Here is a 26,628-nt window from a genome sequence, read left to right as displayed (position 1 = left end):
TCAGGTGTCGTAGCCGAAGGAGGACTTCATGGCCTCCCAGCTCTGGTTCATGGGCCAGGCTGCGCTGAGGGGCAGCGAAACATGGCCATAGCGGAATGAGATCTGCGCCTCGGCCGGTGCTTCACCAAGACCCTGGCTTGCCAGATAGAGGGCGGCTGCCAGGCCGGTGCGATCGGCGCCCGCCTTGCAATGGATCAGCAGGGGCTTGGGCAGCGCGTTCAGCAACGCGATCAGCTCTGCGGCGCGTTCGGGGGTCAGCACCTCGTTGTCGCGCATGGCAAAGTCGGCGTGCTGCAGGTTCAGGCTGGCGGCGGTGTCACGTTCAGTCCGGTACCAATCGGCCCTCGACTTGCCACGTAGGTTCAGCACGCTGCGAAAGCCGTATTCCGCCGTCCATTCCGACAGTTGCTTGTCCGAGGGCTGGGCAGAGCGATAGACCTGCCCCGACAGCACCGCATGCAGATTGCCGGTCTGTTGCAGCCAGGCCGCCCATCCGGCCGCGGCGAGGACGGCGACGATCAGGACGGCCGAAATCAGTCCCAGCAGCCGCCTCACCGGTAGTCCTTGTCCGCCAGAGGGCGCTTGGTTCCGGTCAGCATGGAGATGACGAGGTTCTCATGATGGCGAAGGCTTTCGAACAGCACGCCCGCGACATGCAGCGCGGCCAGCACGAGGATCAGCTTGGCCAGCGCGTAGTGGACCTCCTGCAACCCGGACGACCCCCAGAAAGCGTCGGTGGTCTGCAGCCAGCCGGTCAGCACCGTGGCCGCGACCGTCAGCAGCAGCACCGCGATCATCATACCGCCCGCCGGATTGTGGCCCAGATAGCGGCGTTCCCGCCCCACCCGCAGATCCCGAAGATAGGCCAGAACCGGGCGCGGGCCGCGGATGAAGTCCGCGAGCCGGGCATGGCGGGGCCCGATCAGACCCCAGATCACCCGCGCGGCGATAAGCCCGGCGATGACATAGCCCAAGCCTTCGTGCAGGACCTTGGGGCCATCTGCGGTCAGCCAGACCCCCGCGATCAGCGCGACCAGGGACCAGTGGAACAGCCGCACAAAGCCGTCCCATACCCGAACCTTGTCAGTCATCGGAACCTACGGCCTCGAAGCTTGCAGGGTCGAAGAACACCTCGACGCGCTTGCCGTCCTTGTCATGGCCATAGACCTCGTAGCAGCCGTCCTCGGTCTTGACGTTGCTGATCGTCCATCCATTGGCGGTCAGGCCTGCGGTCAGTTCCTCAACCGGGCGCCAATCGGCCTGCGGCACAACGCAGCGGTCCGAGGCAAAGGCAGGAAAGGACGATCCGGCCAGCATCAGGACAAGAAGGGGCGTGCGCATGGAAATCTCCCTAAAGGCATTTCATGCGGTAAGCCTTGCCGCCCGAACCTTGCAGCAACCTTACGACCGCCGGGCGCGGGCGAGATCGGCGACTGCGCGAGGCAAGCCGCACGGCAGCGCAGCATGCATCGTGGCCCCGGGCAGTTGCCAACGAGAGCAGCGCCAAGATTTCGATGCTGGATGCATGGGCAGTTACCACGGGTTCTGCCGCGCCCCATGAAGCCCGAATTGCCACTGAAGGAGCGTTCTGCAAGAATTTCCGAAACCGCGACTCAACCGGAGGAAAGCTCATGTCGGACCTGACCAAGACGCTGCTTGCGTCTGCAGCCTTTTCTGCCGCGCTCTCGACCAGCGTGTTCGCGGAGGTCAGGATGTCCGGCGTCCTGACCGACGCTGAGGACGGGAACAGGTTCTTCACCCGGCTTGGTGGTGAAGCCAATGACAGTCTGACGATTTCGGGGCTGGAGGAGGGTGCCGGCTATGTCTTGGTGACGACGCTGCTCGATGCCGGATCGGGAGAGAAGGTCGAGGTGGTCGAGACGCCTTTGACGGCCGCAGGCGCGGAGGCGCAATTGGTCGTCACCCTTCCCGTTCCGCGGAACGAGGGCGACCTGAACATCGATTACGTCACCCACAACCTTCTGCGGCGGGCCGGGGAGGATGAGGTCCTTGCCGAGATGACCGGCGACGCGGCGGATCCCGAGCGTTCGATTCAGGTCCACTCGATCCAGCGCATCCATGTTCTGTCGGTCAAGGACGCGTCGGATGGCGACAACCGGATCGACGGTGACGGTGGAAAGATCGAGGCGACGCTGCGCTACGAGAATATGGTCGAGGGATACGATTACACGGTCTGGGGCCAGCTGCTCACCCCGAGTGGCCAGAGCCGGGGGATCTTTGCCGCGATACCTGGCTTCGCTCCGGATACCAAGGCAGGCGAGCTGACGCTGACCTTCGATATTCCTCCCGGCCTGGACGGCCTCAGCGTGACGCCGAGCGTGGGCATCTTCCACCAGAACCGGGTCGAGATCCGGGAGGACGGAAACATCTTGTGGCTGGAGGGCGCGCCGACGCCGGTGATGATCGCGTCCCACGTCGACCTGAGTGACGAGAGCCTGGCAGTCGAAGTGGGCATCCCCTTCGGGCAAACCGATTAGGTTGCTGCGTCAGCCTTCGGCTCATCACCCGAGACGGCAACTTCCTGGATTACTTTGGTCTGTAGTGGCGTCTGAAACCGGGATGCCTTCGTCTGCCTTGGAGAAGCGGGGACCAAGATCGGCGGCTCCGGGCGTTTCTGGAGGCAGAAGGTGGCGCGCCGGGTCAGCTGCCGTCGATCAGGTGAAAGCGTTCGCATAATGCCGTGGCAGAGGCGCCAGGACTGACCAGATCTGCTTCTAATGCCATTGCCGACCATATCAGGTATTGGTCCTGAAAACGGCCGCGGAACTCTCAGATTGGCGGCTCAGCCTGAGTTTGTGCGCCACCCGCCTCTGTCCGGCAGGGCCAGCGGCTGAGGTGAACGCCCTACCGATGCTACTGGCGATCATGGCCGGCGGCCCGGGGCGCCCGATCACGGCCTTCAGCTTGCGCGCGCCGCAGAGCCTAATTCGATGCGATACGAGGGCCGCCACATGAGTGACCTGCAGCGAGCAGAAAATCTCGTGGCTCGGCAGACAGAGAGGCGCCTCCTTGAACCGACAGTCAGGCGGGATGCGGCGGACGGAAGCACCACTATTGGTCTCGGTCATGGCGCGCCCACTCCATCCTAAGATCAGGCACCCTTTCCTCGTTGTAGCGTCCGTCGGTTGCCTCGCCTTCACAGAACCCGTGGGTGGTGTAGAAATGCCGTGCCTGGGCATTCTTCTGGAACACCCAAAGCTGAAGGTAACTCAAGTCCGACCTTGCTTCTTCCAGTAGCCTGGTGCCGAAACCAAGTCGCCAGTAACGAGGGGCAACATAAAGATGATTGAGCCATCCTTGATGAAAGGAAACAAAGCCGGCAACCTGTCCGCCCGCGCGGGCAATTAGCACCGTCTCCACCGGCAGGACCCTGGTTTCAAAGTATCGAAGATCCTCTTCTGGAGAATGCAGTTCCGGAAGCCAAGGCATCGCTTTCTGCCGGCAGCCGCGATGCAGCTCTGCCAATGTCTTCGCGTCAGTGGGCAATGCCGCGGTGATGATCATCTGGTGTCGACCACTTGTTGTGAAGGGGGCGGCAAAGAGCCGATGATGTCTTTGTGACATGATCAGGCCAAAAGGAAGGCCACCCGTTTTGGGCCCTTTGCCAACTCTTCCCCTATACGCCAGATCTTGAGAAACCCGGGCGTGGTTTCAAGGCAGACATCGAAAATCCTAAGTCTTGCGCACTTGCCGACAATTTCTTCTCAGCCATGACACACCCCCGCGCGGGCGCAAGTCCCTTGCCTGTCGAGGGCAGGGGACCTGCCGCTGGCTCGAATGCGCCCGACAAAGGTGTCATGTCGACATCAGATGGACTATCCGGTCATGAACCGGTTCCTGCGAATCCTGAACCCGGTGCCGAGGAAGAAACGAACGCATGGCCACAGAGATCGCCAACGCACTGGAGCTGCATGTCGCGGATCTGGTCAATACAGCACGTGCCGAGGCCGACCTTGCGCCTGTGCATGTGGAACTGCACCTCAACCACGCTGCGCAGACGCATTCCGACTGGATGTCGGAGGCGGGGGCGCTGTCCCATCGGGGAGCCGGAGGCAGCAGTCCGGCGGATCGCGCCGGAGACGCCGAGTTTCCGCTCGACGGTGCCAGCTGGCACCTGACGGAGAATGTCGCCTACAAAGGGATCAGCGGCGAGCCTGCCCGCGATGACGTGGAGGAGATGCATGCGGCGCTGATGCAAAGCAGCTCGCATCAGGACAACATCCTGGACCCTGATGTCGATTACCTTGGTGTCGGGCTTTCGACCGGCCAGATGCAGGTCGGCGGCGGGATGCAGGACGTGGTCTATATGACGCAGAACTTTGGTTCGACCTCGCAGCCGGTTCTGGTTCAGGAGGAGGTGGATGGGCAGACGGTCGCAACCACCTATGTGGATGGCGAAGCTGTCGACGGCTCATCACGTCCCGTCCGGCAGGAGGATGAAGACGAGGATCAGGACACGGGCCAAGAGCCTGTCCAGGACGAGGACAGTCCGCAGCAAGACGGCTCGGGCGGGTCGTGCTTTGTCGCCACGGCAGCCTATGGGGACCGCATGCACCGCGATGTGGTGATGCTGCGCCGGCTGCGCGATGAAGTCTTGGCGCCTTACACGGCCGGACGAGCGTTCATCCGCCTCTACTGGATCGTCGGCCCCCGGATCGCCCGGCTGGTCCATCCCGAGCGCACCACGGGTCGGGTTGCACGCCTGCTGCTCATGCCTTGTGTCGCGGGCGCAGCATGGCTGGTCCAGAGACGAGGCGGGAGGGTTCCAGTCACCCTGCTGCGCACGGACCGCACGGCTACGACTCGTTCCTGACTGCGGCACCTGCAGGCGCCTCGCCGTTCGGGCCTCGGAGCAGGTCGCATCCATCACTATGCATATTCCGGTCTTGGACCGCCGAACACGGGCCTGCTGCTTCGAGCGGCAGGCCCATAGGATCACTCGAAGAGCAGGTCGTTGCCGAGCGCGCTGATCGTCGTGTTGCGGATTGTCAGGATATCGCCATCTCCGAAATCGAAGACAACATTGGCTCCGCTTGGCGCGGCATAGGTACTTGCCTGCGCAAAGGTCTCAACTCCGAAGTCGAGAAGCCGGATCGTGTCGATATTGTCCTGAAAGTCCAGGATGACATCGCGATCATATCCGTGTCTGAAGACGAAGGTATCGCTGTCTGAGCCACCTTTCAGCCGGTCAGCTCCGGTCCCGCCGTCCAGCGTGTCGTTCCCACTACTCCCGATGAGGGTATCATTCCCGGCATTGCCTTCCAGCAGGTCCGACCCTCGCCGACCTTGGATGTTGTCCGCCCCGGCTCCACCTCGGATCAGGTTGGACCGGGCATTGCCCAGCAGGACGTCATTGCCTGCCCCACCCTGGATGTTCTCGATGTTCCGGATCACATCGAAGCCATGGCCAGTGGCCTGCGGATCGGTCATGGCCAGATCGACCCTAACCGCCCGGCTCGCGCCCCTGAACGAGACCCAGTCCATTCCGGTCCCGCCATCCAGCGTGTCGTTCCCTAGGCCCCCGATAAGGGTGTCATTCCCGGCATGGCCTTCCAGCAGGTCCGACCCTCGCCGACCCTGGATGTTGTCCGCCCCGGTTCCACCTCGGATCAGGTTGGCCTGCCCGCTGCCCAGCAGGATGTCGTCACCTGTCCCACCCTGAATGTTCTCGATGCTCCGGATCACATCGAAACCATGGCCAGTGGCCTGCGGATCCGTCTTGGCCAGATCGACCCTTGCTGCCCGGCTCGCACCCCTGAACGAAACCCAGTCTATCCCGTTCCCGCCGTCCAGGGTGTCGTTCCCAAGGCCCCCGATTAGGGTGTCATTTCCGGCATTGCCCTCCAGCAGGTCCGAACCCTGCCGACCCTGGATGTTGTCCGCCCCGGTTCCGCCTCTGATCAGATTGTCCTGAGCGCTGCCCAGCAGGGTGTCATCGCCTGTCCCACCATGAATGTTCTCGATCTCCCGGATCACGTCGTAACCCTGGCCGGTGTCCTGGGGATCGGTCACGGACAGATCAACCCTTGCCGCCAGGCTCGCGCCCCTGAACGAGATCCAATCGATTCCGCTCCCGCCATCCAGGGTGTCATTTCCAGAACCGCCGACGAGGGTGTCGTTCCCGGCACTGCCGAAAAGCTGATCATTGCCCGCCTCACCATGCATCCGGTCATGACCTTCGCCACCCTCCAACAGATCGTCGTCCAGGTTGCCATAAAGGGTATCGTCACCAGTACCGCCCAGCAGTGTATCGTTGCCTGCCAGGCCGTTGAGCAGGTCATCGCCCTCGTCGCCGGCCAGGAGATTTGCGCCGATCGAGCCCGTCAGGATGTCGTTGAAGCGGCTGCCCGTCAGGTTCTCGATGTTGATCAAGGTGTCGTTGCCTTGGGAGTCGCTGACCCATTGGGCACCGGTCATCGATAGGTCGACCCGGACGCCGTCCTGCGACCTCAGATAATCGGCCGTATCCGTGCCCTGGCCCCCATCGAGGATGTCATCACCGGCTCCGCCCATCAGGGTGTCATCGCCTTGGCTGGATGACACCAAGTCCCCTGCATCCCTCATTGTGTCGATGTCAGAGTTCCATCTGAGATCGCCAAGAAGGCCACCCTCAGGAAGCTTCGAGAAATCAACAACCATGACAGTATAAAGGTCACCTGCAGGTAGAGATCCCGTCAGATTCACGATCCCTGAATATGTCACGGTCAAGTCGCCGATGGCTTCCTCATATTCGGGAGCCAGCTTGAAGGGGTAGCCAATCAATGAGGTGGGTGTAGAATTCCCGGCCGGATAATCATCCCCATCCAGAGTCGTATCGAATACAGAGTTGGCCGGCTGCAAATTGATCTGGAGCGAAGCCAGAGTTTTGGTCGTGGATAGCTCGTGCCAGTCAGAGCCGAAGGACATGGCGATATCCGTTCCGCTCGCTGCACCAAAAGTATATGTGTCCAATGCACGCCATGTCAGGATTTCAGTGGTGCCGTCAGCATATGATGCCGTAATTTTAGCGCCATCCAGGTCGACCCCACGCGAGGTCGTGTCGTGGCGGATACCGTTCACCGTTTCATGGGGATTTTCGTCGAGCCTGACAATATCGATCAAGGACATTTAAAAAAATACCTTCTCTATTTAGATTTTTAACTAATGATCTCTAATCTGTAAATCCGAGGCGCAGTTGCGTCATAGATTTTCGGCCCGCCTGACTATTAGTTCCTAGACATATCGTCGCCATACTGAGCTTATACGTCAGTCCTGCACGTTTCGAAATCAGCTTTTGAGCGTCGCGCCTTCAGGCGAAAGATCCGAAGTTATGGCGGTTTCTATCAGTTGGGCTATTTTATATGTACCGGATATATATCCCGAACCGCCTCGGTAGTGCAACTGCCGTTACTGGATGTTGTCGCAAAAATGCTGTTCGGGTTGACCCCGCAGCATTGTCCTGAAATGGGACGAACCCCTGCAACCTGCTTGAGCGGAAGCTGCCACTAAGACACCGACGAAGGGGCCCGCAAGATAGCTCACCATAGTTATAACCTCTGCAAACACATATTCTGCCTAAAGTATGGCGATTTATTTGTGCAAGGTATTTATTCCTCTTAGGAGAATACCTAGCTAAAAAGACAGTCTGAAGAGGCACATTGTGAGGGGTGTCAGGTGCCCAAGTTCTTACCTCACAGCATTAAATGACGACTGCGGCGAAGGCGGTCGCTGACAGAAACACATAGGGGACATCTGCCATCGCGTATGGCGATACGTCTTTCAGTGCTTAAGGCCTGCCAAACATGATCTCGAGGCGATTGCGGGGTCTGCAGCGGCACGTGTCGTGAGTCACAGTGGCCTTGCGCTGCTTTCGGCGAAAGGCTGCAGGCATCTCTGCCTTTATCTTCCAATGGGCCTCCGAACCAGTTGGCGTCATGGCCTCGGTCTCCGAGCGGCCAGTCGACATCAGGCAAGCTGCTCGAGCAACGCGTTCGGGCCGATGTCGCTACCTGACCGGTGCTCACGAACAATCTGATCGGCCGGCTGTAGCCGTCGCAGAGCGCGTGCAGCGTGGTGTTCATGCCATCTTTGGTGCGCCCGATCAGGCGACCACGCTTGAGATGGCCGGGCCTGCTTCGGGACCGGGCATGAACAGCTTCAGACAGGAAAACATCGACCTAGCACTCTGCTTGCGGTCGCCGCATCCGGCTTTGGCACCTATCCCGCGAGCAGCCAGAGGGTGGTGCAACCCAGCAGCACGGCCATGGCGCGCTGAAAGCGGCGCGCAAAGTCTGCCCGAACCAGCAGGCGCTGCATCCGGCAGGCAAGCATCACATAGGCGCCGAACACGGCACCGGGCGCGACCACCGTGACCAAGGCGATTATCAGCATGGGTGGCCATCCGTCCTGCTGTTGGACGCTCCCTGCGGAGAAGAGCGTGACAAAGAACAGCAAGCTGAGCGGGCTGGCCATTCCCGCAGCCACGCCAGCGGCCAGATCCGCGGCCCATGAAGATGCTTCCCGAGGTCCGGCCAGAGCCAATCGTCCATCAGCACGTCGCCAGAGCCGCAGGACCATGACGCCGAGGTAGCCGGCAACGGCAGCCTTCGCGATCAGGATGACTGCGAGGGGATTGCCGAGCCAGAGGAAAAGGCCGCTCATCACGGCAACCAGAGTCGCAAGTTTGCCAAGGATCACGCCACCCGCGAACAGGGCCGCGGCGCGCTGCTGGCCGGCAAGCGCGCGTGCCAGCAGGATCGCGACGATCGGACCCGGCGCGGCGGCGACGAGAGCAAGGGCGGTGGCGTAGGACAGGATCTCCACAGTATCCTCCGGACATTCTTTCGGCTGCAGTCGGCGTGGCAGACCTAGAGGCGCACCTCCCGCCTAGGCGCGAGATCGCAGCGCCACCGCTGGACCTGCCATTCGCCATGGGACGCGTGCCACCGGGCGACCTCGGTCTGGCCTGACATCATGCAGGTCAGGAGCGAGACATCGTCGGCGCTGTAGAGGTTTGAGAATTCGCGGCACTGCCCGTTGAGGCAGGCGATGATGATGAGTTCCAGCATTGGACCCTCTCCGGACAGGGATGAACAACACCGCGGCCGCTTTGTCAGCGGGCGCGAAACAGCATCAGATCAGCCCGCAGCCACAGCGCGTAGCAGACCAGCAGGGTCAGTTGTTGGACCAGGATCGCGGGCGCAGCTTCCGCAGCCGAAAGAGCCGCCGCAATGGCAAGAAGGGCGGGCAGGCGGCTCAGCACGACCGCGGCGCGAAACGGATCGAACTCTGGCACCCCCTTCAGGCACAGGATCCAGCTGGCATCGGGCCGCGATGCGCTGCCCAGCTTTCCGCCGACAAGGAGGGCGGAAGACGCCAGCCCAAGCGCTGTGTTGCCGATCAGGACCAAGGACGCAGACAAAGCGAGCGCCGCCACCGCGGAAAGAGCGTCCCCAAGGCGGACGAGGTTCGGGCTCGGGTGCGTTGGCTCGCGCCAAGCCCTGTAATAGGCCTCGCCGCTCATGAAGAAGATCAGCATGGCAAGGGTTATGGCGGAGGCTGATGGGCTTCCGACAAGATACTCCTTAAGCGACATCAACATTGATCCGCCCGCTCCGGAAGCTGCGCCACCGGCGACGATGGCCTGCAACGCCGCGACGGAGAAGGCGATGATGTTGCCCAGGTTGTAGTAGCCGCCCGGGCCTTTCATGCGGCTTTGCAGCCCTGCGATCACGGATCGGGATCGCGGCCGAAGGACAACCACAGCGGCGCCGTCTGCTTTTTCACTCGCCATGTCGCGTCTCCCGAACGTTCACGTACCGCCAGCGGCGATAGGAGGGGTGCCTTCTGCGATGACGGTGTTCCAGGGCATCGCTGCACCCTCGGCCGGGCGCCCTGCACGACCGCGACTCAGACTGTGCCATCCGAGCATGAGCGCGGCGTGAGCGGCCCGTGAATGTCGGCGGCCTGGCTGCGTCACAGCCGCCGGACCGGCAGGACGCGGCGAGCGACACGTAACGCGACGCGCAAGGAAATGCGGGATCAGCGCCTAGTTCCTGACCACGCGTGTGGCAGGCTTGGCGGCCAACCGCGTTTTGGCCCAGTTGCTGTGACCGGGCCTGCGCCGGTTCAACTACTCCGGCTGACGTCTCTGGGGCCTTGGCAACCGAGCCGATGATCCAGGAGATGGAGCATTGGGCAGCAATGCCTCTGCAAACTCCCATCCTACCGAGCAGGCAGTTGCGTTCTTCGCAATGAAGATCCCCTGATGAACGACGCTTTCATCGGTGCAGAGAAGGCCAGCCTTCCGATCATCCTGATGTGCACTGCCTTGCAGGTCTGCCAGCGCTGCTTCCTAGGCTGACACGTTCCGTGATGCGCTGTCGACCGTCGGACGCGGGAACAGCCATCGCGCCTCAGTGGTCAGGACGCTCTTCTAGACGAGGCCGAAGTTGCCATGGCCGGCTGCGAGCCATTCCCTCCGGCAGGCCAAAACGCGCTTTCACCCCGTTGGACGGCATCCTCCCCTCGGTTTCCCAAGCCCAAATGCCTTCCAGCCAAAGCCCGTGAAGCAGGCGGAAGGCTCGCCGCGAAAGACCGACAGCTCCAGCTTCCCTGTCCGACGCTGGTCCGGAACAATCGCGGCGACCGCTGGTTGCAGCACCTGCATCACGCCGAAGAAGCCCACGGCCCTGCAGGATCACGGCTGTGCCAGAGGCAATCTCTGCGATGTGGTGATCACCGGTGCCGGTAATGAAGGAGAACCGCAATGCTACCCCCCAGACTGCATGCCGCGCTGGATGCTGTTTCGGCTGCCGCACTGTTGCTGAACGCCGCAGCTGCAAGGCGCACTCCCATTCAAGGTCCTCTGGGCATCGTCGGCATGGCCGTGGCAGGCTACTCCCTCGCCACACGCTACAGCGATTCTCTGGGCGCAGGGCGTCCCATCCCGATGCACGCGCATCGCCTGCTGGATGCTGCCCAGGGGGCCGCATGTCTGGCATTGGCGCGGAGCGCGGAGCGCCTTGTGGAACGCAACGTTCTTCGCAGCTACGGCGCTTTTTCTCTGGCCGTGGCAGCCGTGTCGTCGCCTCCGGGCCCTCCTGGAGTCGGGGTACCTAAAGAGGGCGTTCATTCCTCCAGGCGCCTTGGCGCAGAGGTTGCCTATCTTCGCTGCGGTATCGTCAACGTCGCCTTCATTGGTGCCGAAGGCGCCGGTGACAGAGAGTGGTTCCTGGTTGATGCCGGCCTTGCAGGATCCGCAGCTGCCATTCGCGATGCGGCGCGCAAGCGCTTTGGTCGGGCGCGACCTGCTGCCATACTTCTGACACATGGGCATTTCGACCATGTCGGCGCGCTGCAGCTTCTGGCTAGGGGATGGGACGCGCCGATTTACGCCCATCCCGCTGAACATCCCTACCTGACCGGACAGCAGAGTTATGCGCCCGCAGCTCCCGAAGTGGGCGGAGGGGCGATGGCGGAACTGTCCTGGCTGTTCCCCCGCGGGCCGATCGATGTCTCGGCCCATCTCCGCGAATTGCCCGCGGATGGTCGCATCCCGGGGCTTGAGGCATGGCAGTGGATTCACACGCCCGGACATACGCCAGGCCATGTCTCGTTCTGGAATGAAGGTAGCCGAACTCTGGTCGCGGGCGATGCCATTGTCACGACCCAACAGGAGTCCATGCTGCGCGCGCTGTTCCCGCAAGGGCGCCTTCACGGGCCGCCTGCCTATTTCACCCCCGACTGGCAGGCAGCGCATCATTCGGTGCAGCGCTTGGCCGATCTGAGGCCGCAGATCGTCGTCTCAGGCCATGGCCCGGCGCTGCAAGGACCGGATGTTTGCACCTGCTTGGAAGAACTTGCTTCTGACTTTTCATCCAGAGGACTGCCTGCCTGCAGCCGATACCTGAATGACCGCACGTAACCCATCGGGCAGCCTGCAACTTCTAACCGATCTTGCAGGCTGCAGCTACGGCGCAGGCGGTTTCCGCATTCGGCAGGGGTTGAGGCAGCGCCGAACACCCACATGGGAGCGGGCTCACTGTCTGCACATGTGGAGTGTTGGACCCGCCCAATCGCGGACGGCAGCCTTGGATCGCAGCGGGAAGCCGCTCTGATGGCCCATGCATCATCCTTACGCCTGCTGCTGATCGCTCAGCACGCGCGGCCACTGCTGGAGGCGGACCGGGACAGCTTCGCCACGCCGCGCGCCCGGCCCTTCGGCATGACATGACACCCGACAGATGGAGAACCCTCATGACGTCTTTGCCAGAGCGTATGGCTGCCTCACTGGAAGCCGCCGAGCAACTGGACGCGCCCGCCTATGCTGTGGCCGACGTGGTTTCCACAGCGCTCGAATTGACGGGCACGGCTTCGCAGCCGATCCAGAACGCCCTGCATGGCACCTGGCTGGGCCATCCTCTTCATCCGGCGCTTGCGACCTTTCCGATCGGCACCTGGACGATGGCGCTGGCGCTCGACGGGTCGGAAGCGCTCGGGCTTGCGCCGCGGCGGCAGGTGGGCCAAGCCGCGGACCTGGCTTTGAAAGCGGGCGTGGTGGGGGCCGTTGCGGCCGCTGCCGCCGGGATGGCGGACTGGCGTCAGGTTCATGGGCGCGACCGGCGGACCGGGCTCGGCCACGCCGCGCTCAACTCGGCGGCCTTGGGTCTGAACATCGGATCACTTGCGCTGCGCTATCGCGGCCGTCGCGGGCTTGGCCAGATTGCCAGCGGCGCGGGCTGGCTGGCCCTTATGGCAGGGGCCTATCTGGGTGGGCATCTCGTCTACCGCCGGCGCGTCGGCGTGGACCAGGCGGACCGCTCTCCCGAGCCGCGGGGCTTTCAACCGGTTCTTGCCGTCGCCGAGTTGAGGGAGGATCGCCCATACCGCGTCGAGCTGTGGGACGAGGCGGCCCGGGCGATGGTGGGTGTCGTTCTGGTGCGTCATCAGGGACGCGTCCATGCCATGGGATCGCGATGCTCGCACATGGGGGGGCCGCTTGATGAAGGCTGGGTCCAGAACGGGGGGCTTGTATGCCCTTGGCACGGCTCGCGCTACTGCCTCGCTAGCGGCAGGGTGCTTGATGGGCCCTCGACTGCGCCTCAACCCCGTTATGATGTCCGGATCAGGAACCACCATGTCGAGATCCGGCATGTGCCAGAGCCCGGCGACGAGGCGCTGACGCCCCAAGACATCGCGGTGGGGCATGCTGAGGCCGAGGCAAGGGCAGAAGCGCGGCCCGGGTCACGCAAGGCCGATGAGGTTCTGTTCGAGCATCACCAGCTGCTTCGCCGGCTGTTCGAAACTGTGGAGGCGATGGACGCACATGACCCCGAACGACGGGACATGATGCGGCTTTTGGCAGGCGAACTCGAGATCCACGAGCATGTGGAGGACGTGATCTTCTATCCCGCCGTACGGCCCGTCAGCGAGGATGTTCCCGTTGCTCATGCGGAACACCAGCAGCTTGCAGACATGCTGGCACTGGCGCTGCGCCTCGGGCCGTCGTCGCCGGAGTTCGAACAGCAGCTCCGCGCGCTCCACGAGGCCGTCGATCACCATGCCTCGTCCGAGGAGAAGTCGATGTTCAAGGAGGCTCAACGGCTTGGAGAGGCAAGGCTGAGAGAACTGGGCGGGCAGATCGAGCAAATGCTTGAGCACGAGCGCGAGTCACGGGCCCGCAGCGCCTTCCGCGCAATGAAGATCCGTCTTTTGGAGAAGGGTTGAGCTCGCTCGACTTGCTAAGTCAGCAACCACGGCAGACTCTGCCATACGTGGCCGGAGTGGCTGGCCGGGAAAACTGTACCGCAGCGCGGGTGCCCGGCAGCAGTGGGATAGGCATCTGCCCGCCGGGATGATTGAGCCGAAGCATGGGTCGTTGGTTGGCCTCCCGACGATAACGAAGTGCCGCCGCCAACCGGTGAGGCCGGCGGGAAAGATTTCTGACGACCGGCAGCCTCGCGGGCCTGTTCCTCCAGACGCAGTCGATGGCAACGCTGTTTGCTGCAAAGGGCTTCAAAGACTGACGCCACCTTTGTAAAGACTTGCATGGCTTCCTGTGTATCCCCGGGGGGCAACTCCAAGAAACCGACCGCGACGTCGATGCAGAAAAACGCATGGCCCCTTTGCCGTCGGTCTGCCGACGCGCGTTCGCCCTTATGATCCTACCGGCCGCCGAATACGGCGACCGCTGACAACCGCCCGTCGCCTGCGGCCTCGGCCGCGAAGCCGACATGCGACGCATTCATGCCGCCAAGGACCTGGTCCCCGCCGGCACCTCCCCAGTCCGAGATGATCCCGGCAAGATCCTGCTGTCCGACCGAGGCGCCAGACCCTCCTACGGTCGCGGACTGAAGGGCCAGACTGGTCCAGCCGGTCGCGCCCTCGGGAAGAAGATCGAAGACGTTTTGCGGCAACGCCCCAGGATCCTGTGCCAGACGCTCCAGAACACGGGCGGCAACCTCGCTCAGATCCTCACTCTGTTCGAGCGGGGCGAGGTCCTTGGCGCTTCGGGCTGCGTTGATCTGCTGGACCGCCGCATCGGCCGCCTCTGCAGGGGCCAAGCCTGATCCCGTGCCCCCCTCGTCTTCACCGGGGCCGGAAAATGTCTGGACAGCATAGACGTTGTTGCCTTTGCCGGCGATCCCGAACCCGAAACTGTCGAATCCTTGGGACATGATATTGTCGCGGTGTTCCGGGCTCTGCATCCAGCCCTCATGGAAGGCTTCGACACGGGGCAGATCCGGCGGTGTGGAACATCCCGTGCAGGTCGCGATGTTCTCACCGCTGACCGCCCAGTTGTTGCCTCCCGCAGAGAGAAAGCGGTCGAAGGGTGTCTGCCTTTCGGGGGTGACATGGTCGTAATAGTCACGCTCCAACATGTCGGCGGCATGGGTCTGAGCGGCTTCATCAAGAACATCGCTGCGGGTCAGGCTTCCCAGACCGGCCTTGTCTCGGGAGGCATTGGTCAATTCCAGTGCGGCATCGCGCATCTTGTCCAGATTGGCGGGTTCCTGCGCAAATGCGGGCAGGACCGGCAACGAGGCCATCAAGCCAATGAGGATGATGGGCGTCAGCCCTGCGTCGCGTGGCATATGGGTCCCTCCCGGTTCGGGTTCATGTCAAATGCTTGCTGCCAAGACCAATCACTCACATCACGTGAGGTTGCATGATTTGTCAGATTTTAAAGGTCGGCATTTAGGGGTTCGGCTGAAGCAGGGAGGGGAAAGACCGGAAATATCCGTCACAGCAGCCCGCCGGGTCAGGTGAGTGATTGCACGACGATAGTGGTTCCACCCACTCACTGGCTTGGCTAGCCCACTTGGCGACGGCAATACCTGCTGACCACGACGCGCACCGTCTCATCAAGGCCGCCCAATTCTGACCCATGCCTTGCTTGGACGGCCGGATTTTTCATGGACGCCTCTTTCGCGAATAACGGCAAGGAGGCCATTGGGGGCAGGAGCGGTGTCAGCGGGAATTTCTGTTGCAATGCCGCCGAGTAGATCACAGAAGAGAGCTATTTCAGCAGGCGAACAAGTGTCTGCACAAGTTCGCGCGAATCATAAGGCTTTTTGATGATCGGCGCATCGCGGAAGGCTGCGTCTTCGTCAGGGTGGCGCGAATAGCCCGTGACCGCAACGAAGGGGATGTTTCGTTCCTGCAGGGCGGCCGCGACCGGCGCGGACGAGACCCCGTTGAGGTTCATGTCGAGCGTTGCGGCATCCGGCCGTTCAGTTTCGAGCAGGCCGAGCGCGCGCTCGACGCTGTTGGCGGGCCTGAGGACCTCGCAGCCCTGTTCTTCCAGAAGCAGCTCCAGATCCATCGCCAGCAGCATCTCGTCCTCGACGATCAGCAGCCGGCGTCCCGACAGCACTTTTTCAACCGTTTCGGCCGGCATCATCAGTCTCCCTCACCTGCGGGGAATGCAATCTCTGCGGTCAGTCCCTCGGGGGAGAAGCGCAGGTCCAAGGAGCCGCCAAGCTCGTAGTCACAAGCCTGTTCGATCAGCTTGGTTCCAAAGCCCCGGCGCGCGCCATCCGGGACCGGCGGGCCGCCGCGCTCTTGCCAGGTCAGGTGGATCTGGCGCTGCGCCCCCGCCTGTGAGGCGCCCCAGCTGACCCGCAGCCTGCCGTCAGCGGTCGAAAGCGCACCGTATTTGGACGCATTGGTGGCCAGTTCGTGCAGGATCAGTGCGAGGCCCAGGCCCTGCTTGGGGGACAGGCGCATGGGCGGGCCGTCCGTGACGTGATCCGTCGTTCCGTCGCGGTCATAAGCGGACAGAGTGGCCCGGACCAGGGTGGCGAGGTCGGCCGACTGCCAGTTCGTTTCCAGCAGCTGGTCATGGGCGCGCGCCAGGGCCTGGATGCGACCGATGAAGCGGTCGCGATACTGCTCGACCGTCAGCGCGGCCGATCCGGGCTGCCGTGCCAGCGCCTGGACGACCGCCAGCGTGTTCTTGACCCTGTGGCTCAACTCGTGCGTCAGCATGCGGTGCTGATCCTCGGCGCGCTTGCGATCCGAGATGTCGCGAAACAGCACGCCGACTCGGAGCTCGTCCGCGGCACCGACCGGAAAGGCGAAGGTTTCGTAGTAGCGCCCCAGGGACGGCGCGGGGGCCTCGAAGCGCTCGGCCTCGCGGGCTGTCGCGATGCGCCCATAGGTTGCAACCCAATGTTCCTCCAGATCGGGCACCAGCTCATGCGCCGTGCGGCCGACCGCGTTCTCCAGGCCGGTCTGGCGCGAGAAGGCCTCGTTGACCTCGATGAACCGGTAATCGACGGGCTCGCCCGTCTCCGACAGGATCATCTCGAAGACCGCGAAACCTTCGTCGATCGAGTTGAACAGCGTGTGGTAACGGCTCTGGCTCTCAAGCAGCTGCTGCTCGATCCTGAGGCGCGAAGTGATGTCGACAAAGGTCACGACAACGCCGTCGATCCGGTCCTCGAGCGTGCGGTAGGGTCTGAGGCGCATCATGAAGCAGCGCCCGTCCTGTCCCTGCACCTCGGTCTCCAGCGGCACAAGATCGCGCAGCACCCGGCGCGCATCGTCCTCGAGGCCGTCGTAGCGCAGCCGATGCGTGAAATCGGTGATGCTGCGCCCGGCATCCATCTAGGTGACGTTGAACAGGTCCCCGATCGGCGGCGTGAACATCCGGATGCGCAGCTTGGTGTCCAAAAACAGCGTGCCGATCTCGTTGGCGGCCGTCAGGTTCTGAAGATCGTTATGTGCCGTCGAGATGCTTTCCAACTTGATCTTCAGTTCGGCATTCACCGTCTGCAGTTCCTCGTTCATCGACTGCAGCTCTTCCTTGGAGGTCTCAAGCTCCTCCGAGGTGGAGCGATATTCCTCGTTGATCGACTGCAGTTCCTCGTTTGCGGCCCGCAGATCCTCGATCGCCGCCTCATGTTCTCCACGGCTTGTGGTCAGCGCCTCGCGGGCAGACTTCAGCTCCGCATAAAGCCGCGGCACCTGGTCATCCGGGACCTGTTCCGACGGGATGTCGTCCCCGGGCTGGTCCTGCACGGGGCCTGCATCCAGAAACAGCACCATCGCCTGCGGCCTCATGCCCTCGTCTCCCGGCACGGCGGCAATCTGCATGGCAATGCGCCGTTTGTCACCGTCCAGTTGGATCGGCGTGGGATGGGTTATCGTCGCCGTCCCGCATTGAAGGGCGCGGTCCAGCGCCACCTTCAGGTCGAGACGCAGTTCGGGTCGGGCGATGTCCGAAAGCCTTGCGGAAAATGCGCCGGCGGAATGCTGGATGAACCGCCCGGCCGCGGGCGACAGGTGGATGATCTGACCGCTGGCATCGACAAGGATGCTGGGCGGCGCGACTTTTTCCAAGGCTTCGACATGTTGTTCCAGCGGCGGGCGATGCCGGTCGCGATGGACATCGACGATCGGAGCCAGTGCGCCATGCATCTGCAGCGAACCGTCCCGCGGCAGCAGCGGCATGTGCCGCCGGGTCCGCGGCAAGGCGCGATAGACCCGCGCTTCACGATCCACGGTGACGAAGAATTCGCTCGCATCCGCCGTTTCGGCAGAACCTAGAAACAGCACGCCGTCAGGCTTCAGCCCGTAATGGAAGAGGCTGAGAAGCTGCTCCTGCAGGGTCCGCTCCAGATAGATCAGCAGGTTCCGGCACGCGATCAGGTCGAGGCGCATGAAGGGCGGGTCCTTCAGGACGCTGTGGGATGCAAACAGCACCACATCCCGCAACTCCTTGCGGACGCAGTAATGCGTGCCTTCGTCGATGAAGAAGCGCGCCAGACGCTCCTCGGACAGATCGGCCTCGATGCTGCGCGGGTAACGTCCTTCCCGGGCCGTCGCCAGCGCGCCTTCGTCGAGGTCGGTGGCAAAGATCTGGATCGACAGCCTCTGCTTGCGCCGCTCTGCCTCTTCAAGAAACAGGATCGCCAGGCTGTAGGCTTCCTCGCCGGTGGCGCAGCCTGCCGACCAGGCGCGAAGGCCATCCTCGCCCGCATCCTCGACGAGCGGCCCGATCATCTTCTCGGCCAGGGCCTGATAGGCGGCCTCGTCGCGAAAGAACTGCGTCACCGAGATCAGCAGGTCACTGAACAGCTCCTGCGCCTCTTCGGGCGTGGTGCGAACCAGTTCCGCATAATCCGAGGGATCGGTCACCCGGCAGACCTGCATGCGACGCAGCACGCGGCGCATCACCGTGGCGCGCTTGTAGCTGGAAAAGTCGTGCCCGGTGCGGGCCCGCAAGAAGCCGATGATCCGCCGCAGGTCGTTCGCCGTGCCGTGTTCGTCCAGCGATCGCACCGCGCCCTTGCTTCTGGCAACCTCCGTGATGTGCTCGGCCAGGCGAGAGAGGGGTGCGACGAAGTTGACGATGCCCGTGGCGATGGTGTTCTGCGGCATGGCGCTGAACTCGGCCTCGCCCGGGTCCTGCGCAAAGACGACGCCGCCGCCTTCGTGGATGGCCCGGACCCCGTTCGAGCCGTCCGAGCCCGCGCCGGTCAGAACCACCGCCATCCCGTCACCCCGCGCGGCAGCGACCGATCGGAACAGAAGATCGACCGGCGCGCGCCGACCCCGTGGCGCGGTGAAGGGGCGGGCATGGACATTGTCGCCTTCGATCACCAGCTCGCCATCGGGCGGGATGACGAAGATGCAGTTCGCGCGCAGTTCGGGCGTGTCCGTCACCTGGTGCACGCTCATGTTCGTGCAGGCAGAGAGGATCTCCGCTAGGGCGCTTGGATGCTCGGGTGCAAGGTGGACGATGACGACATAAGCGAGGCCCAGGTCGTCCGGCAGCTGCCGGAACAGGCTGCGCAATGCGCCGATCCCGCCCGCCGAGGCGCCGATTGCGCAGATCGGCACCATGTTCGCCGCGCCGAGCCCGCCAATGTTTCTGTTCATGACCACGTCTCCTGCGCGATTTGCGCATTCAAACACACTTCATGGCGAGGGGACATGGCGAAGGGTATGATATATGAAGCCTTGAGCACCGCCGTGCCATGGCAAGGCTGCGCGAACCCAGTGCGCACGATCAGGCTGGAACAGCGGCCAATGTGCTCCCCTCCTGACGGCTTATGGCCCTTCAGGCCACAGTCTCTGGTGAGAGCCCCTCGGCAAGCTGAACGCTAACTTCGACCTCGTCAATGCGATGGCTCCCGGCTCCACCTTAGCCAAAGGGATGGCAGCATGATCTGATATCGAAAAACTTGAGGCTGCTGCCCCGAAGAACGTTGGAAGGGTCTAGGGGTCCGTCGTGAGATAGCCAGCAAGCCCATGACATGCCTGCTCAGGATTAATCCGAATGCGGCGGCCCCTAAACCCGCCCTGCTAGATTTCAAAATACGGGACCGAAGACAGGCCGGTAGCGACAGGCTGACTGCGCGGCTAACGGAAGATCGATTTACCCGTTCCGCGACAGATCACTTGCTCCTCTTGCTTCAAGCGGTGCCCATGACCGCCACTTTCTGTGTGGTTCGCCCACTGCGATCAACATTCGGCAAGGCATTGCGCTGCACAAGCTGTATGGCTTGAGGGAAAAGACTCTCCGAGGGACAGATCATGATACCCGCCATCCTTGCCTCCTTGTTCGGCTTTGCCTTCGTCACCACCGTCACGCCGGGTCCGAACAACCTGATGCTGATGGCCTCGGGCGCCAATTTCGGGTTTCGCCGGACGATGCCCCATATCCTGGGCATCGCGGGGGGCGTGTCGTTGATGGCCCTGCTGGTCGGCCTGGGGCTGATGGCGCTGATCGAAGCCGTGCCTGTCCTGAATGCTGTGCTGAAGGTGGTCTCGGTGCTCTATCTGCTTTGGCTGGCGTTCAGGATTGCCACAGCCGCGCCCATCGAGGATCGTTCTGCCAAGGCGCGGCCCATGTCTCTCCTGCAGGCGGCCGCCTTCCAGTGGGTGAACCCCAAGGCCTGGGCCATGTGCCTTTCCGCGATCACGATCTATGCCCCGGATCGCTCGCTGCTGTCGGTTGCCATAGTCGCGGGAGCATTCGCCGTGGTCTCCCTGCCGGCAATCTCCCTATGGGCATGGCTCGGGACCATCATCCGGCAGTGGTTGTCCAGCCCACGACGGCTTCGGGTCTTCAACATCAGCATGGCGGCGCTGCTGGTCGCGTCCATGTATCCGCTTCTGGCATGACTTCGGCCTGCTCCACTGGCGAAACACCAGTTCCTCAGGCCTTGGCAGGGACAAAGCTGCGGCTGATGGCCTGACGCCCTCCGCTGTTGTCCTCTACGGTGCGGCGGTCAACCTTGGCGTCCTCAGGCCGCCTGCGCGGCAGCCTGCCACTCACGCGCGGCCGCCATCATCAGCGGACCTGTGCCCTTGGCGTCGTCGCTGACGATCTGCTCGGTCAGATAATAGCCCGGGCTGCCGTCGCGGTAGCGGCACGAGAAGCCGCCCAGACCTGCGACATGGCAGATGCCGGTCAGCTGGACCGGGTCTCCGGGGGCCCGGCCCTTCAGCCTGCCGCGCAGAAAGGTCAAGGCCCGCGTGGCGGCAGAGTCCGCACCAGCAGGGGCCAAGCCAAGCGTGGCGGCCGACATCAGGGCATAGGCCAGCATCGCTGTTGCCGAGCTCTCCGTGTAATTGCCCGGCAGATCCGGCATGTCGATGACCTGGAACCACCCTCCGTCCGGTGCCTGGAGCGCAACCAGCCGCGCAAGCAGCGCCGTCGTGGGCACCGCCAGGCCGGCGGCGGCAAATTCCGCAGGCCCGACCAGTTCCGCGCAATCGGCCAGGGCCATCGCCTGCCAGCCAAGCGCCCGCGCCCAGGCCGAAGCCGACTGCCCGGTCTCCGGATCCGCCCAGTCCTGCCCACGCACGGCGTCATAGCCATGCGCGCAGAGCCCGTCGGGGCGCAGGGTCAGCCGGAACGCCTCGGCCAATTGCGCCAGCGCGTCCTGCACCGCGCGCTGATCGCCTCGGTGCTGCGCCAGCTGGATCTGGAACGGCAGCCCCATGTAGAGCCCGTCCAGCCAGACCTGCTGGGGATAGATCTTCTTGTGCCAGTAGCTGCCTCCGGCCGTGCGCGGGTGCCGGGCCAGCTGCGCGCCAAGCCGCTCGGCCGCCGCCATCCAGCGCGGATCGCCCGTCCAGCGGTCCAGCGCAAAGAGGACGCGGCCGGAGAGGATGTTGTCGATGTTGTAATCCTCGGGATCATAGCCCGAAAGCATGCCGTCCGACGCCACCTGCGCCGAGGCGAGCCGGATCAGGTGGCCCCGCCAGCGCGCCTCGCCGGTCGCCTGATGCAGCAGCTCCAGACCGCGATAGATGCAACCGTCCTCGTAGCACCAGGCGCCGTCCTTGTAGGGCTGGTAGCGTTCGGCAAAACCGTCGAAATAATCTAGCATGGGGCAAAGTCCTTGGCTGTCAGGGTGCCGCGCGGCAGGTCGGAGGCGGTGGTGATCTGGCAGTGTTCGGCCAGGAGGCCGGCACCGCTGACTGTCAGGATGCCGTCGGCCATCAGGGGGGGCGCCGGGGGACCGGGCGCAAAGCTGGCGGTGATGTCGGTCAGGCTGAGGCCGGTCACCGGTGCCTCGGGCAGGCCCAGGCAGGCGGCAAAGGCCAGCCGCACGCCACGTGCCTCTATCCGCTCCATCGTGATTGCGTCGATATGCGGCGTCAGCGGACCGAGGGTCTGGGGGTCGCGGGACTGAACGACCGGTGAGTGACCGTCGTGATCGCAATGGTAATGCGCGTTCACCGCCAGCACCGTATCCACGCCATCGAGGCTGCAGTCACGCATCGCGATCCGCGCCACCGTGCCACCGCGCCCGCGCCGGGTCTTGATCCGCAGGCCCCGGTCGGTGTCGATCATCTCGCACTGGCTGACATCCACGTCCGTCACGTCCCCCGACATCTCGCTGCCGATGACGACGCCGCCATGTCCGCGCTCCATCCGGCAATGGCGGATGCGGATGTCGCGGGTCGGTGCCAGATGCGCGCCGTCGCCGTCATCGCTGCGCTTGCCGGCCTTGATCGCGATGCAGTCGTCGCCGGTCGAGAAACGCATCCCCTCGATCAGCACGCCGTCGCAGCTTTCGGGGTTCAACCCATCGGTATTGGGGCTGTCGGGCGGATTTTCCACGCTGACGGCGGCAAAGGTCAGGTTGCGGCAATGCCAGGGGTGGATCGTCCAGCTGGGCGAATTGGCGACCGTGGGCCCAAGAACGGTCACATCCTCGCAGCCGACCAGATGTAGCAGCCGGGCGCGGCGGGCGCCGTTCCGCCTTTCCTTGGGCCATGACCACCAGTCGCCGCGGCTGCCGCCGCCGTCGATCCGGCCGGGGCCGGAGATCGTGATCCCTTCGGCGTCGATGGCGGTCAGGATCGCGCGATGGCAGCTGTCGGGCAGGCCTTCCCAGCTGCCGCCCTGATCCGCGGTCAGGAGGGGCCACTCATCGCGGCTTTCGGGGGCGGCCAGTTCCGCCCCCTCGGCCAGATATAGGTGACGGCCCGAGGGGATCAGCAGCGGCGCGACCTGCCAGCGGCCGGCCGGCACGATCAGCGTGCCCCCAAAGGGTAGCGCATCCAGCGCCGCTTGTGCGTCGGCTGCATCGGCAAGCGTGGTCGCGCCCGTGCAGGGCATGGTGGCGACGGTCAGGGGGGCAAAGCCCTGGACCTCCAGACGGAGCTGGCTGTCTGGTGGCAGGTCATGAAATGCGGTTACGGCCCGGTCGGTCACGCCCTGACGGTCGAGACCCGCGCCCGTCAGGCGCCAGCCGAGCGGGCGCGGCAGGTGGTAGAGGGCGCCGGGCACGGCCAGGCGTAGCGCGACCGAGCGCGGCGCGCGGGCCACGAGTTCCAATTCCATGGAAGGCTCCTCAAATGCATGCCCGACGGACGAAGTCCGCCGGGCCTTGGGGATCAGCGGAAGCTGCGGATGGCGCGGTTCATCTCGTCGATCATCTCGACTGCCGCATCCTCGGCCTCGATCTGGCCATAGGCGACGGCCTCGAGGTAATCGCCAAAGATCTCCCGCACCTTCGGATGCTCGTTCAGCGGCGAGGGCGTCGGACCGGCGCCGGCCAGCACCAGGTCATGGGCTGCCTGCACGTTCGGATCGATCCCGCCCTCGGCCGCCAGTTGCTCGGCCGCCAGGCGGTTGGCGGGCAGCCCGCGGCTGTCGCCGAGGATGGTGATCGCTTCGGGATCGTTCACCAGGCAGTTGATGATCTGAGCCGCCGCTTCGGGATTGGCCGAGTTCTTCGAGATCGCGTAGAGCATCGAGGGCTTGCGATAGGTGCCGTCGTTCACTGCACCTTCGACCTGCAGCATCGGCACCGGCACTAGCTGCTGCCCGCCAAGCGGGTCGGCATATTTGGCATAGGCCGAATCCCATTCATAGGTGCCGGCAATACGGCCCTCGGCCCAGGGACGCATCTCGAACAACTCTATGTTTCCTTCGCCCGCCACCTGCTGCCAGCTGCGGATCGCGCCCGCCTCGACCAGCGACTGGTAAAAGCGGATGCCCTCGGCCAGTTCCTCGGGGGTCCAGGCGACGGTGGTCGTCTCGGGGTCGATCAGGTCCTTGCCGGTCTGCTGCGTCACCGTGGTCGACACCAGGAAGATCGCGTTCAGCCCCTGCGCCTCGAAGGGCAGGACGCCCTCGCCCAAGCGGCCGGCGGCGGCGCGGACCTCGTCCCAGGTCGTGGGCAACGGCACGCCGGCCGCGTCATAGACCGTCTTGTTGAAGAAATAGACCCGGCCCGTTTCGGCGATCGGCAGCCCGTTCAGGACGCCGTTCATTTCGCCGCCGGCCAACTGGGCGTCGGTATATTGCGACAGGTCGAGGATGTGCGCATACTGCCGCAGGTCCGCAAAGCCCGAGCCGTCGCGCGAGAACAGCGGCAGCCAGGGCCAGTTGATCTGCATGATGTCGGCCTCGGTCCGGCCGGCGATCTGGGTGGTGATGCGTTCCTGATGGCCTGCCCAGCCCGTGAATTCGGCCGCAACATGGTGGCCGTGCTTTTCGCCGCAGACGGCCAGCGCCTCCTGCGTCTGCGCGTGGCGGGCGTCGCCGCCCCACCAGGACATGCGCAGATTTTCGGCCTGCGCGCCGCTGGCGGCAAGGCCGGCGATGATCGTCGTGGTCAGCAATCTCATGTGGTTTCCCCTCCGGTCAGTGCGTGACGGGCAGCGAGACGTTCTCGCCCGCGCCATCGAAGACATGCGCCATGCCCGGCTCGGGCGTCAGCGTGACCTCGGCCCCCCGGTCCAGCGCCGCGTAATCCGCCGCCGGCAGCACGGCGACCAGCCGCGCCCCCGAGGCGTCCAGATGCAGCACGACCTCGTGGCCCATGAACTCGGCCCCGGTGACGCGCGCCTTGATGCCCGGTCCCGCGTTCAGGCGCAGATGCTGCGGGCGGATGCCCAAGGTCGCGCTGCCCGACCAGCCGCGCAGGGGGGCCATCAGCTCGTCCGGCAGCGGCAGGGTCTGGTCGCCGATGCGGAAGGTGGCGCCGTCCAGGCGGCCCTCGATCAGGTTCATCTCGGGGCTGCCGATAAAGCCCGCAACGAAGGCGTTCGCGGGCCGGTCATAGAGCGTCTTGGGATCGGCCACCTGCATGATGCGGCCGTCCTTCATCACGCAGATGCGGTCGCCCATGGTCATCGCCTCGGTCTGGTCATGCGTGACATAGATCACGGTCGAGGACATGCCCTCTTCCTTCAGGCGGCGGTGCAGGTCGGTGATCCGGACCCGCATGGATGCCCGCAGCTTTGCGTCCAGGTTCGACAGCGGCTCGTCGAAGAGGAATACCTGCGGCTGCTTGATCAGCGCGCGGCCAAGGGCAACGCGCTGCGCCTGGCCGCCCGACAGCTGCTTGGGCAGCCGGTCCAGCAGCGGCTCGATTTCCAGGATGCGGGCGACCTCGTTGGTGCGGCGCTCGATCTCGGACTTGGCCGCGCGCTGAAGGCGCAGCCCGAAGGACAGGTTCTTGCGGACTTTCATATGCGGGTAAAGCGCATAGTTCTGGAAGACCATCGCGATGCCGCGCTGGCCGGGCTGCAGGCGGTTAACCACCTTGTCGCCGATGCGGACCTCGCCGCCCGAGATGCTCTCCAGCCCCGCGATCATCCGCAGCGTGGTGGATTTCGCGCAGCCCGAGGGGCCGACCAGCACCATGAACTCTCCGTCCTCGACGTCGAGATTGATGCCGTGCACCGCCTTGAACGAATTGGCATAGGTCTTTTCCAGGTTCTTGATCTGAAGACGGGCCATCGGATTATCCTTTCACCCCACCGGCAGAGATGCCTTCGATGAAGTATTTCTGGGCCATGAAGAACACGATCAGCGCGGGCAGCAGCGCCAGGACCGACATCGCCAGGATGCGGTTCCAGTCAAAGGCCTCGGTCGTGTCGATCGACAGTTTCAGCGCCAGGCTGACAGGGAACTTCTCGACCGAGGACAGGTAGATCAGCGGGCCGAGGAAGTCGTTCATGGTCCACATGAACTGGAACAGCGCGACCGAGATCAGCGCGGGCATCAGCATCGGCACCACGATGTGGATCAGCGTCTGCAGGCTGTTGGCGCCGTCGACGCGGGCGGCCTCCTCCATGTCGCGCGGGATGGCGCGCAGGAACTGGACCAGCATGAAGACGAAGAACGCGTCGCCCGCAAAGGCCGATGGCACCCAGAGCGGCAGGTAGGTGTCCAGCCAGCCCAGGTCGCGGAACAGGATGTATTGCGGGATGCGCGTGACCACGTTCGGCAAAAGCAGCGTCGCGATCAGGCTGGCGAACAGCACCTTCTTGAAGGGAAAGTCGAAGCGGGCGAAGCCATAGGCGACCAGCGCACAGGAGATGGCGGTGAAGACCGTCTTGGGCAGGATGATCAGGAAGGTGTTCCAGAAGAACCGCCCGAAGGTGTAGGGGGTCGAGGTCTCCCAGCCCTTGCGATAGCCGTCCAGCGTCGGGTCCTGCGGGATGAAGCCGATGCTGTTGAAGATCTCGGAATTGGTCTTGAAGGACGCCCCGATCAGCCAGATCAGCGGATAGAGCATGATCAGCCCGACGACCGTCAGCAGGGTGTAGCGGATCAGGGCCGACAGGCGCGCGGCGCGCTGGTCCTCGGGCGTCAGGGCGGCGGTCGTCGGAATGGTGGCGGGTTCGGCAAGATCGGTCATG

General features: G+C 63.9%; 22 protein-coding genes and 1 pseudogene. 5 read left to right on the top strand and 18 right to left on the bottom strand.

Going from position 1 to position 26,628, the window contains the following annotated elements; translation table 11 throughout:
- The 3 genes from ACZ2G3_RS16525 to ACZ2G3_RS16515 are packed head-to-tail and all read right to left on the bottom strand — an operon-like array spanning nucleotide 1 to nucleotide 1,341.
- Nucleotides 1–555 carry a fused DSP-PTPase phosphatase/NAD kinase-like protein gene (locus tag ACZ2G3_RS16525; protein WP_470399556.1) on the bottom strand — a complete coding sequence of 185 codons (555 nt, stop codon included), beginning with the start codon at nucleotides 553–555 and terminating at the stop codon, nucleotides 1–3.
- Nucleotides 552–1,091, bottom strand: coding sequence for a cytochrome b/b6 domain-containing protein (locus ACZ2G3_RS16520; RefSeq protein ID WP_470399555.1), 540 nt, complete (start codon nucleotides 1,089–1,091; stop codon nucleotides 552–554). The genes ACZ2G3_RS16525 and ACZ2G3_RS16520 overlap by 4 nt, the downstream gene beginning before the upstream one ends.
- Nucleotides 1,084–1,341: a PepSY domain-containing protein gene (locus ACZ2G3_RS16515; protein WP_470399553.1), complete on the bottom strand. Its 258-nt coding sequence runs from the start codon at nucleotides 1,339–1,341 to the stop codon at nucleotides 1,084–1,086. The genes ACZ2G3_RS16520 and ACZ2G3_RS16515 overlap by 8 nt, the downstream gene beginning before the upstream one ends.
- 290 nt (nucleotides 1,342–1,631) lie before the next feature.
- On the opposite strand from ACZ2G3_RS16515, the gene ACZ2G3_RS16510 reads away from it, so the two are divergent.
- A complete protein-coding gene (locus tag ACZ2G3_RS16510) occupies nucleotides 1,632–2,498 on the top strand; it encodes a hypothetical protein (protein ID WP_470399551.1) in 867 nt (288 codons plus the stop codon).
- Nucleotides 2,499–3,072: 574 nt separating this feature from the next.
- Here the strand turns inward: ACZ2G3_RS16510 and ACZ2G3_RS16505 are convergent.
- Nucleotides 3,073–3,525: a GNAT family N-acetyltransferase gene (locus ACZ2G3_RS16505; protein WP_470399549.1), complete on the bottom strand. Its 453-nt coding sequence runs from the start codon at nucleotides 3,523–3,525 to the stop codon at nucleotides 3,073–3,075.
- Nucleotides 3,526–3,898: 373 nt separating this feature from the next.
- On the opposite strand from ACZ2G3_RS16505, the gene ACZ2G3_RS16500 reads away from it, so the two are divergent.
- Nucleotides 3,899–4,834 (top strand): CAP domain-containing protein, encoded by a 936-nt coding sequence (locus ACZ2G3_RS16500; protein ID WP_470399547.1) that lies wholly within the window; start codon nucleotides 3,899–3,901, stop codon nucleotides 4,832–4,834.
- Nucleotides 4,835–4,956: 122 nt separating this feature from the next.
- Here ACZ2G3_RS16500 and ACZ2G3_RS16495 read toward each other — a convergent pair whose 3' ends face one another.
- From ACZ2G3_RS16495 to ACZ2G3_RS16475, 5 genes and pseudogenes are all read right to left on the bottom strand, one after another.
- Nucleotides 4,957–7,128 (bottom strand): calcium-binding protein, encoded by a 2,172-nt coding sequence (locus tag ACZ2G3_RS16495; protein WP_470399545.1) that lies wholly within the window; start codon nucleotides 7,126–7,128, stop codon nucleotides 4,957–4,959.
- 571 nt (nucleotides 7,129–7,699) lie between these two features.
- Nucleotides 7,700–8,114, bottom strand: a pseudogene (locus tag ACZ2G3_RS16490) (IS5/IS1182 family transposase); the annotation flags it as partial.
- A 103-nt stretch (nucleotides 8,115–8,217) separates the two neighbouring features.
- A complete protein-coding gene (locus ACZ2G3_RS16485; RefSeq protein WP_470399543.1) occupies nucleotides 8,218–8,823 on the bottom strand; it encodes a LysE family translocator in 606 nt (201 codons plus the stop codon).
- Between the two features lie 44 nt (nucleotides 8,824–8,867).
- Entirely contained in the window at nucleotides 8,868–9,068 is a 201-nt protein-coding gene (locus tag ACZ2G3_RS16480; RefSeq protein WP_470399541.1) for a hypothetical protein, read from the bottom strand.
- Nucleotides 9,069–9,112: 44 nt separating this feature from the next.
- The gene (locus ACZ2G3_RS16475; protein ID WP_470399539.1) at nucleotides 9,113–9,793 is read right to left on the bottom strand and encodes a hypothetical protein; all 681 of its coding nucleotides are present in this window, start codon (nucleotides 9,791–9,793) and stop codon (nucleotides 9,113–9,115) included.
- A gap of 975 nt (nucleotides 9,794–10,768) precedes the next feature.
- Between ACZ2G3_RS16475 and ACZ2G3_RS16470 the strand changes: the two genes are divergently transcribed.
- Both ACZ2G3_RS16470 and ACZ2G3_RS16465 read left to right on the top strand, forming a co-directional pair.
- Nucleotides 10,769–11,926 (top strand): MBL fold metallo-hydrolase, encoded by a 1,158-nt coding sequence (locus tag ACZ2G3_RS16470; RefSeq protein ID WP_470399537.1) that lies wholly within the window; start codon nucleotides 10,769–10,771, stop codon nucleotides 11,924–11,926.
- 353 nt (nucleotides 11,927–12,279) lie between these two features.
- Nucleotides 12,280–13,728 carry a Rieske 2Fe-2S domain-containing protein gene (locus tag ACZ2G3_RS16465; protein WP_470399535.1) on the top strand — a complete coding sequence of 483 codons (1,449 nt, stop codon included), beginning with the start codon at nucleotides 12,280–12,282 and terminating at the stop codon, nucleotides 13,726–13,728.
- A 437-nt stretch (nucleotides 13,729–14,165) separates the two neighbouring features.
- Here ACZ2G3_RS16465 and ACZ2G3_RS16460 read toward each other — a convergent pair whose 3' ends face one another.
- The 4 genes from ACZ2G3_RS16460 to ACZ2G3_RS16445 all read right to left on the bottom strand — a co-directional run bounded on the left by ACZ2G3_RS16460 (nucleotide 14,166) and on the right by ACZ2G3_RS16445 (nucleotide 19,389).
- Nucleotides 14,166–15,095: a CAP domain-containing protein gene (locus tag ACZ2G3_RS16460; RefSeq protein ID WP_470399533.1), complete on the bottom strand. Its 930-nt coding sequence runs from the start codon at nucleotides 15,093–15,095 to the stop codon at nucleotides 14,166–14,168.
- Between the two features lie 425 nt (nucleotides 15,096–15,520).
- Nucleotides 15,521–15,901, bottom strand: a complete 381-nt coding sequence (locus ACZ2G3_RS16455) for a response regulator (protein WP_470399531.1) — start codon at nucleotides 15,899–15,901, stop codon at nucleotides 15,521–15,523.
- Between the two features lie 2 nt (nucleotides 15,902–15,903).
- On the bottom strand, nucleotides 15,904–17,112 hold the full coding sequence (locus tag ACZ2G3_RS16450; RefSeq protein ID WP_470399530.1) for an HWE histidine kinase domain-containing protein: 1,209 nt from the start codon (nucleotides 17,110–17,112) through the stop codon (nucleotides 15,904–15,906).
- A complete protein-coding gene (locus tag ACZ2G3_RS16445; RefSeq protein ID WP_470399528.1) occupies nucleotides 17,113–19,389 on the bottom strand; it encodes a chemotaxis protein CheB in 2,277 nt (758 codons plus the stop codon). It abuts the gene before it with no gap.
- Between the two features lie 657 nt (nucleotides 19,390–20,046).
- Between ACZ2G3_RS16445 and ACZ2G3_RS16440 the strand changes: the two genes are divergently transcribed.
- A complete protein-coding gene (locus ACZ2G3_RS16440) occupies nucleotides 20,047–20,637 on the top strand; it encodes a LysE family translocator (protein ID WP_470399526.1) in 591 nt (196 codons plus the stop codon).
- Nucleotides 20,638–20,759: 122 nt separating this feature from the next.
- Here ACZ2G3_RS16440 and ACZ2G3_RS16435 read toward each other — a convergent pair whose 3' ends face one another.
- The 5 genes from ACZ2G3_RS16435 to ACZ2G3_RS16415 are packed head-to-tail and all read right to left on the bottom strand — an operon-like array spanning nucleotide 20,760 to nucleotide 26,627.
- On the bottom strand, nucleotides 20,760–21,851 hold the full coding sequence (locus tag ACZ2G3_RS16435) for a glycoside hydrolase family 88/105 protein (protein ID WP_470399524.1): 1,092 nt from the start codon (nucleotides 21,849–21,851) through the stop codon (nucleotides 20,760–20,762).
- Entirely contained in the window at nucleotides 21,845–23,314 is a 1,470-nt protein-coding gene (pglA, locus tag ACZ2G3_RS16430; protein WP_470399523.1) for a polygalacturonase PglA, read from the bottom strand. The genes ACZ2G3_RS16435 and pglA overlap by 7 nt, the downstream gene beginning before the upstream one ends.
- 53 nt (nucleotides 23,315–23,367) lie before the next feature.
- On the bottom strand, nucleotides 23,368–24,606 hold the full coding sequence (locus tag ACZ2G3_RS16425) for an ABC transporter substrate-binding protein (RefSeq protein WP_470399521.1): 1,239 nt from the start codon (nucleotides 24,604–24,606) through the stop codon (nucleotides 23,368–23,370).
- A 16-nt stretch (nucleotides 24,607–24,622) separates the two neighbouring features.
- Nucleotides 24,623–25,723: an ABC transporter ATP-binding protein gene (locus ACZ2G3_RS16420; RefSeq protein WP_470399519.1), complete on the bottom strand. Its 1,101-nt coding sequence runs from the start codon at nucleotides 25,721–25,723 to the stop codon at nucleotides 24,623–24,625.
- A gap of 4 nt (nucleotides 25,724–25,727) precedes the next feature.
- Nucleotides 25,728–26,627: a carbohydrate ABC transporter permease gene (locus ACZ2G3_RS16415; protein WP_470399517.1), complete on the bottom strand. Its 900-nt coding sequence runs from the start codon at nucleotides 26,625–26,627 to the stop codon at nucleotides 25,728–25,730.
- Nucleotide 26,628 lies beyond the last annotated feature (1 nt).

It is taken from the genome of Paracoccus sp. KKT209 (genome assembly GCF_055635455.1).
The sequence above is the reverse complement of the archived record's forward strand: the minus strand, read 5'-3'. Positions and strand labels throughout refer to the sequence as shown.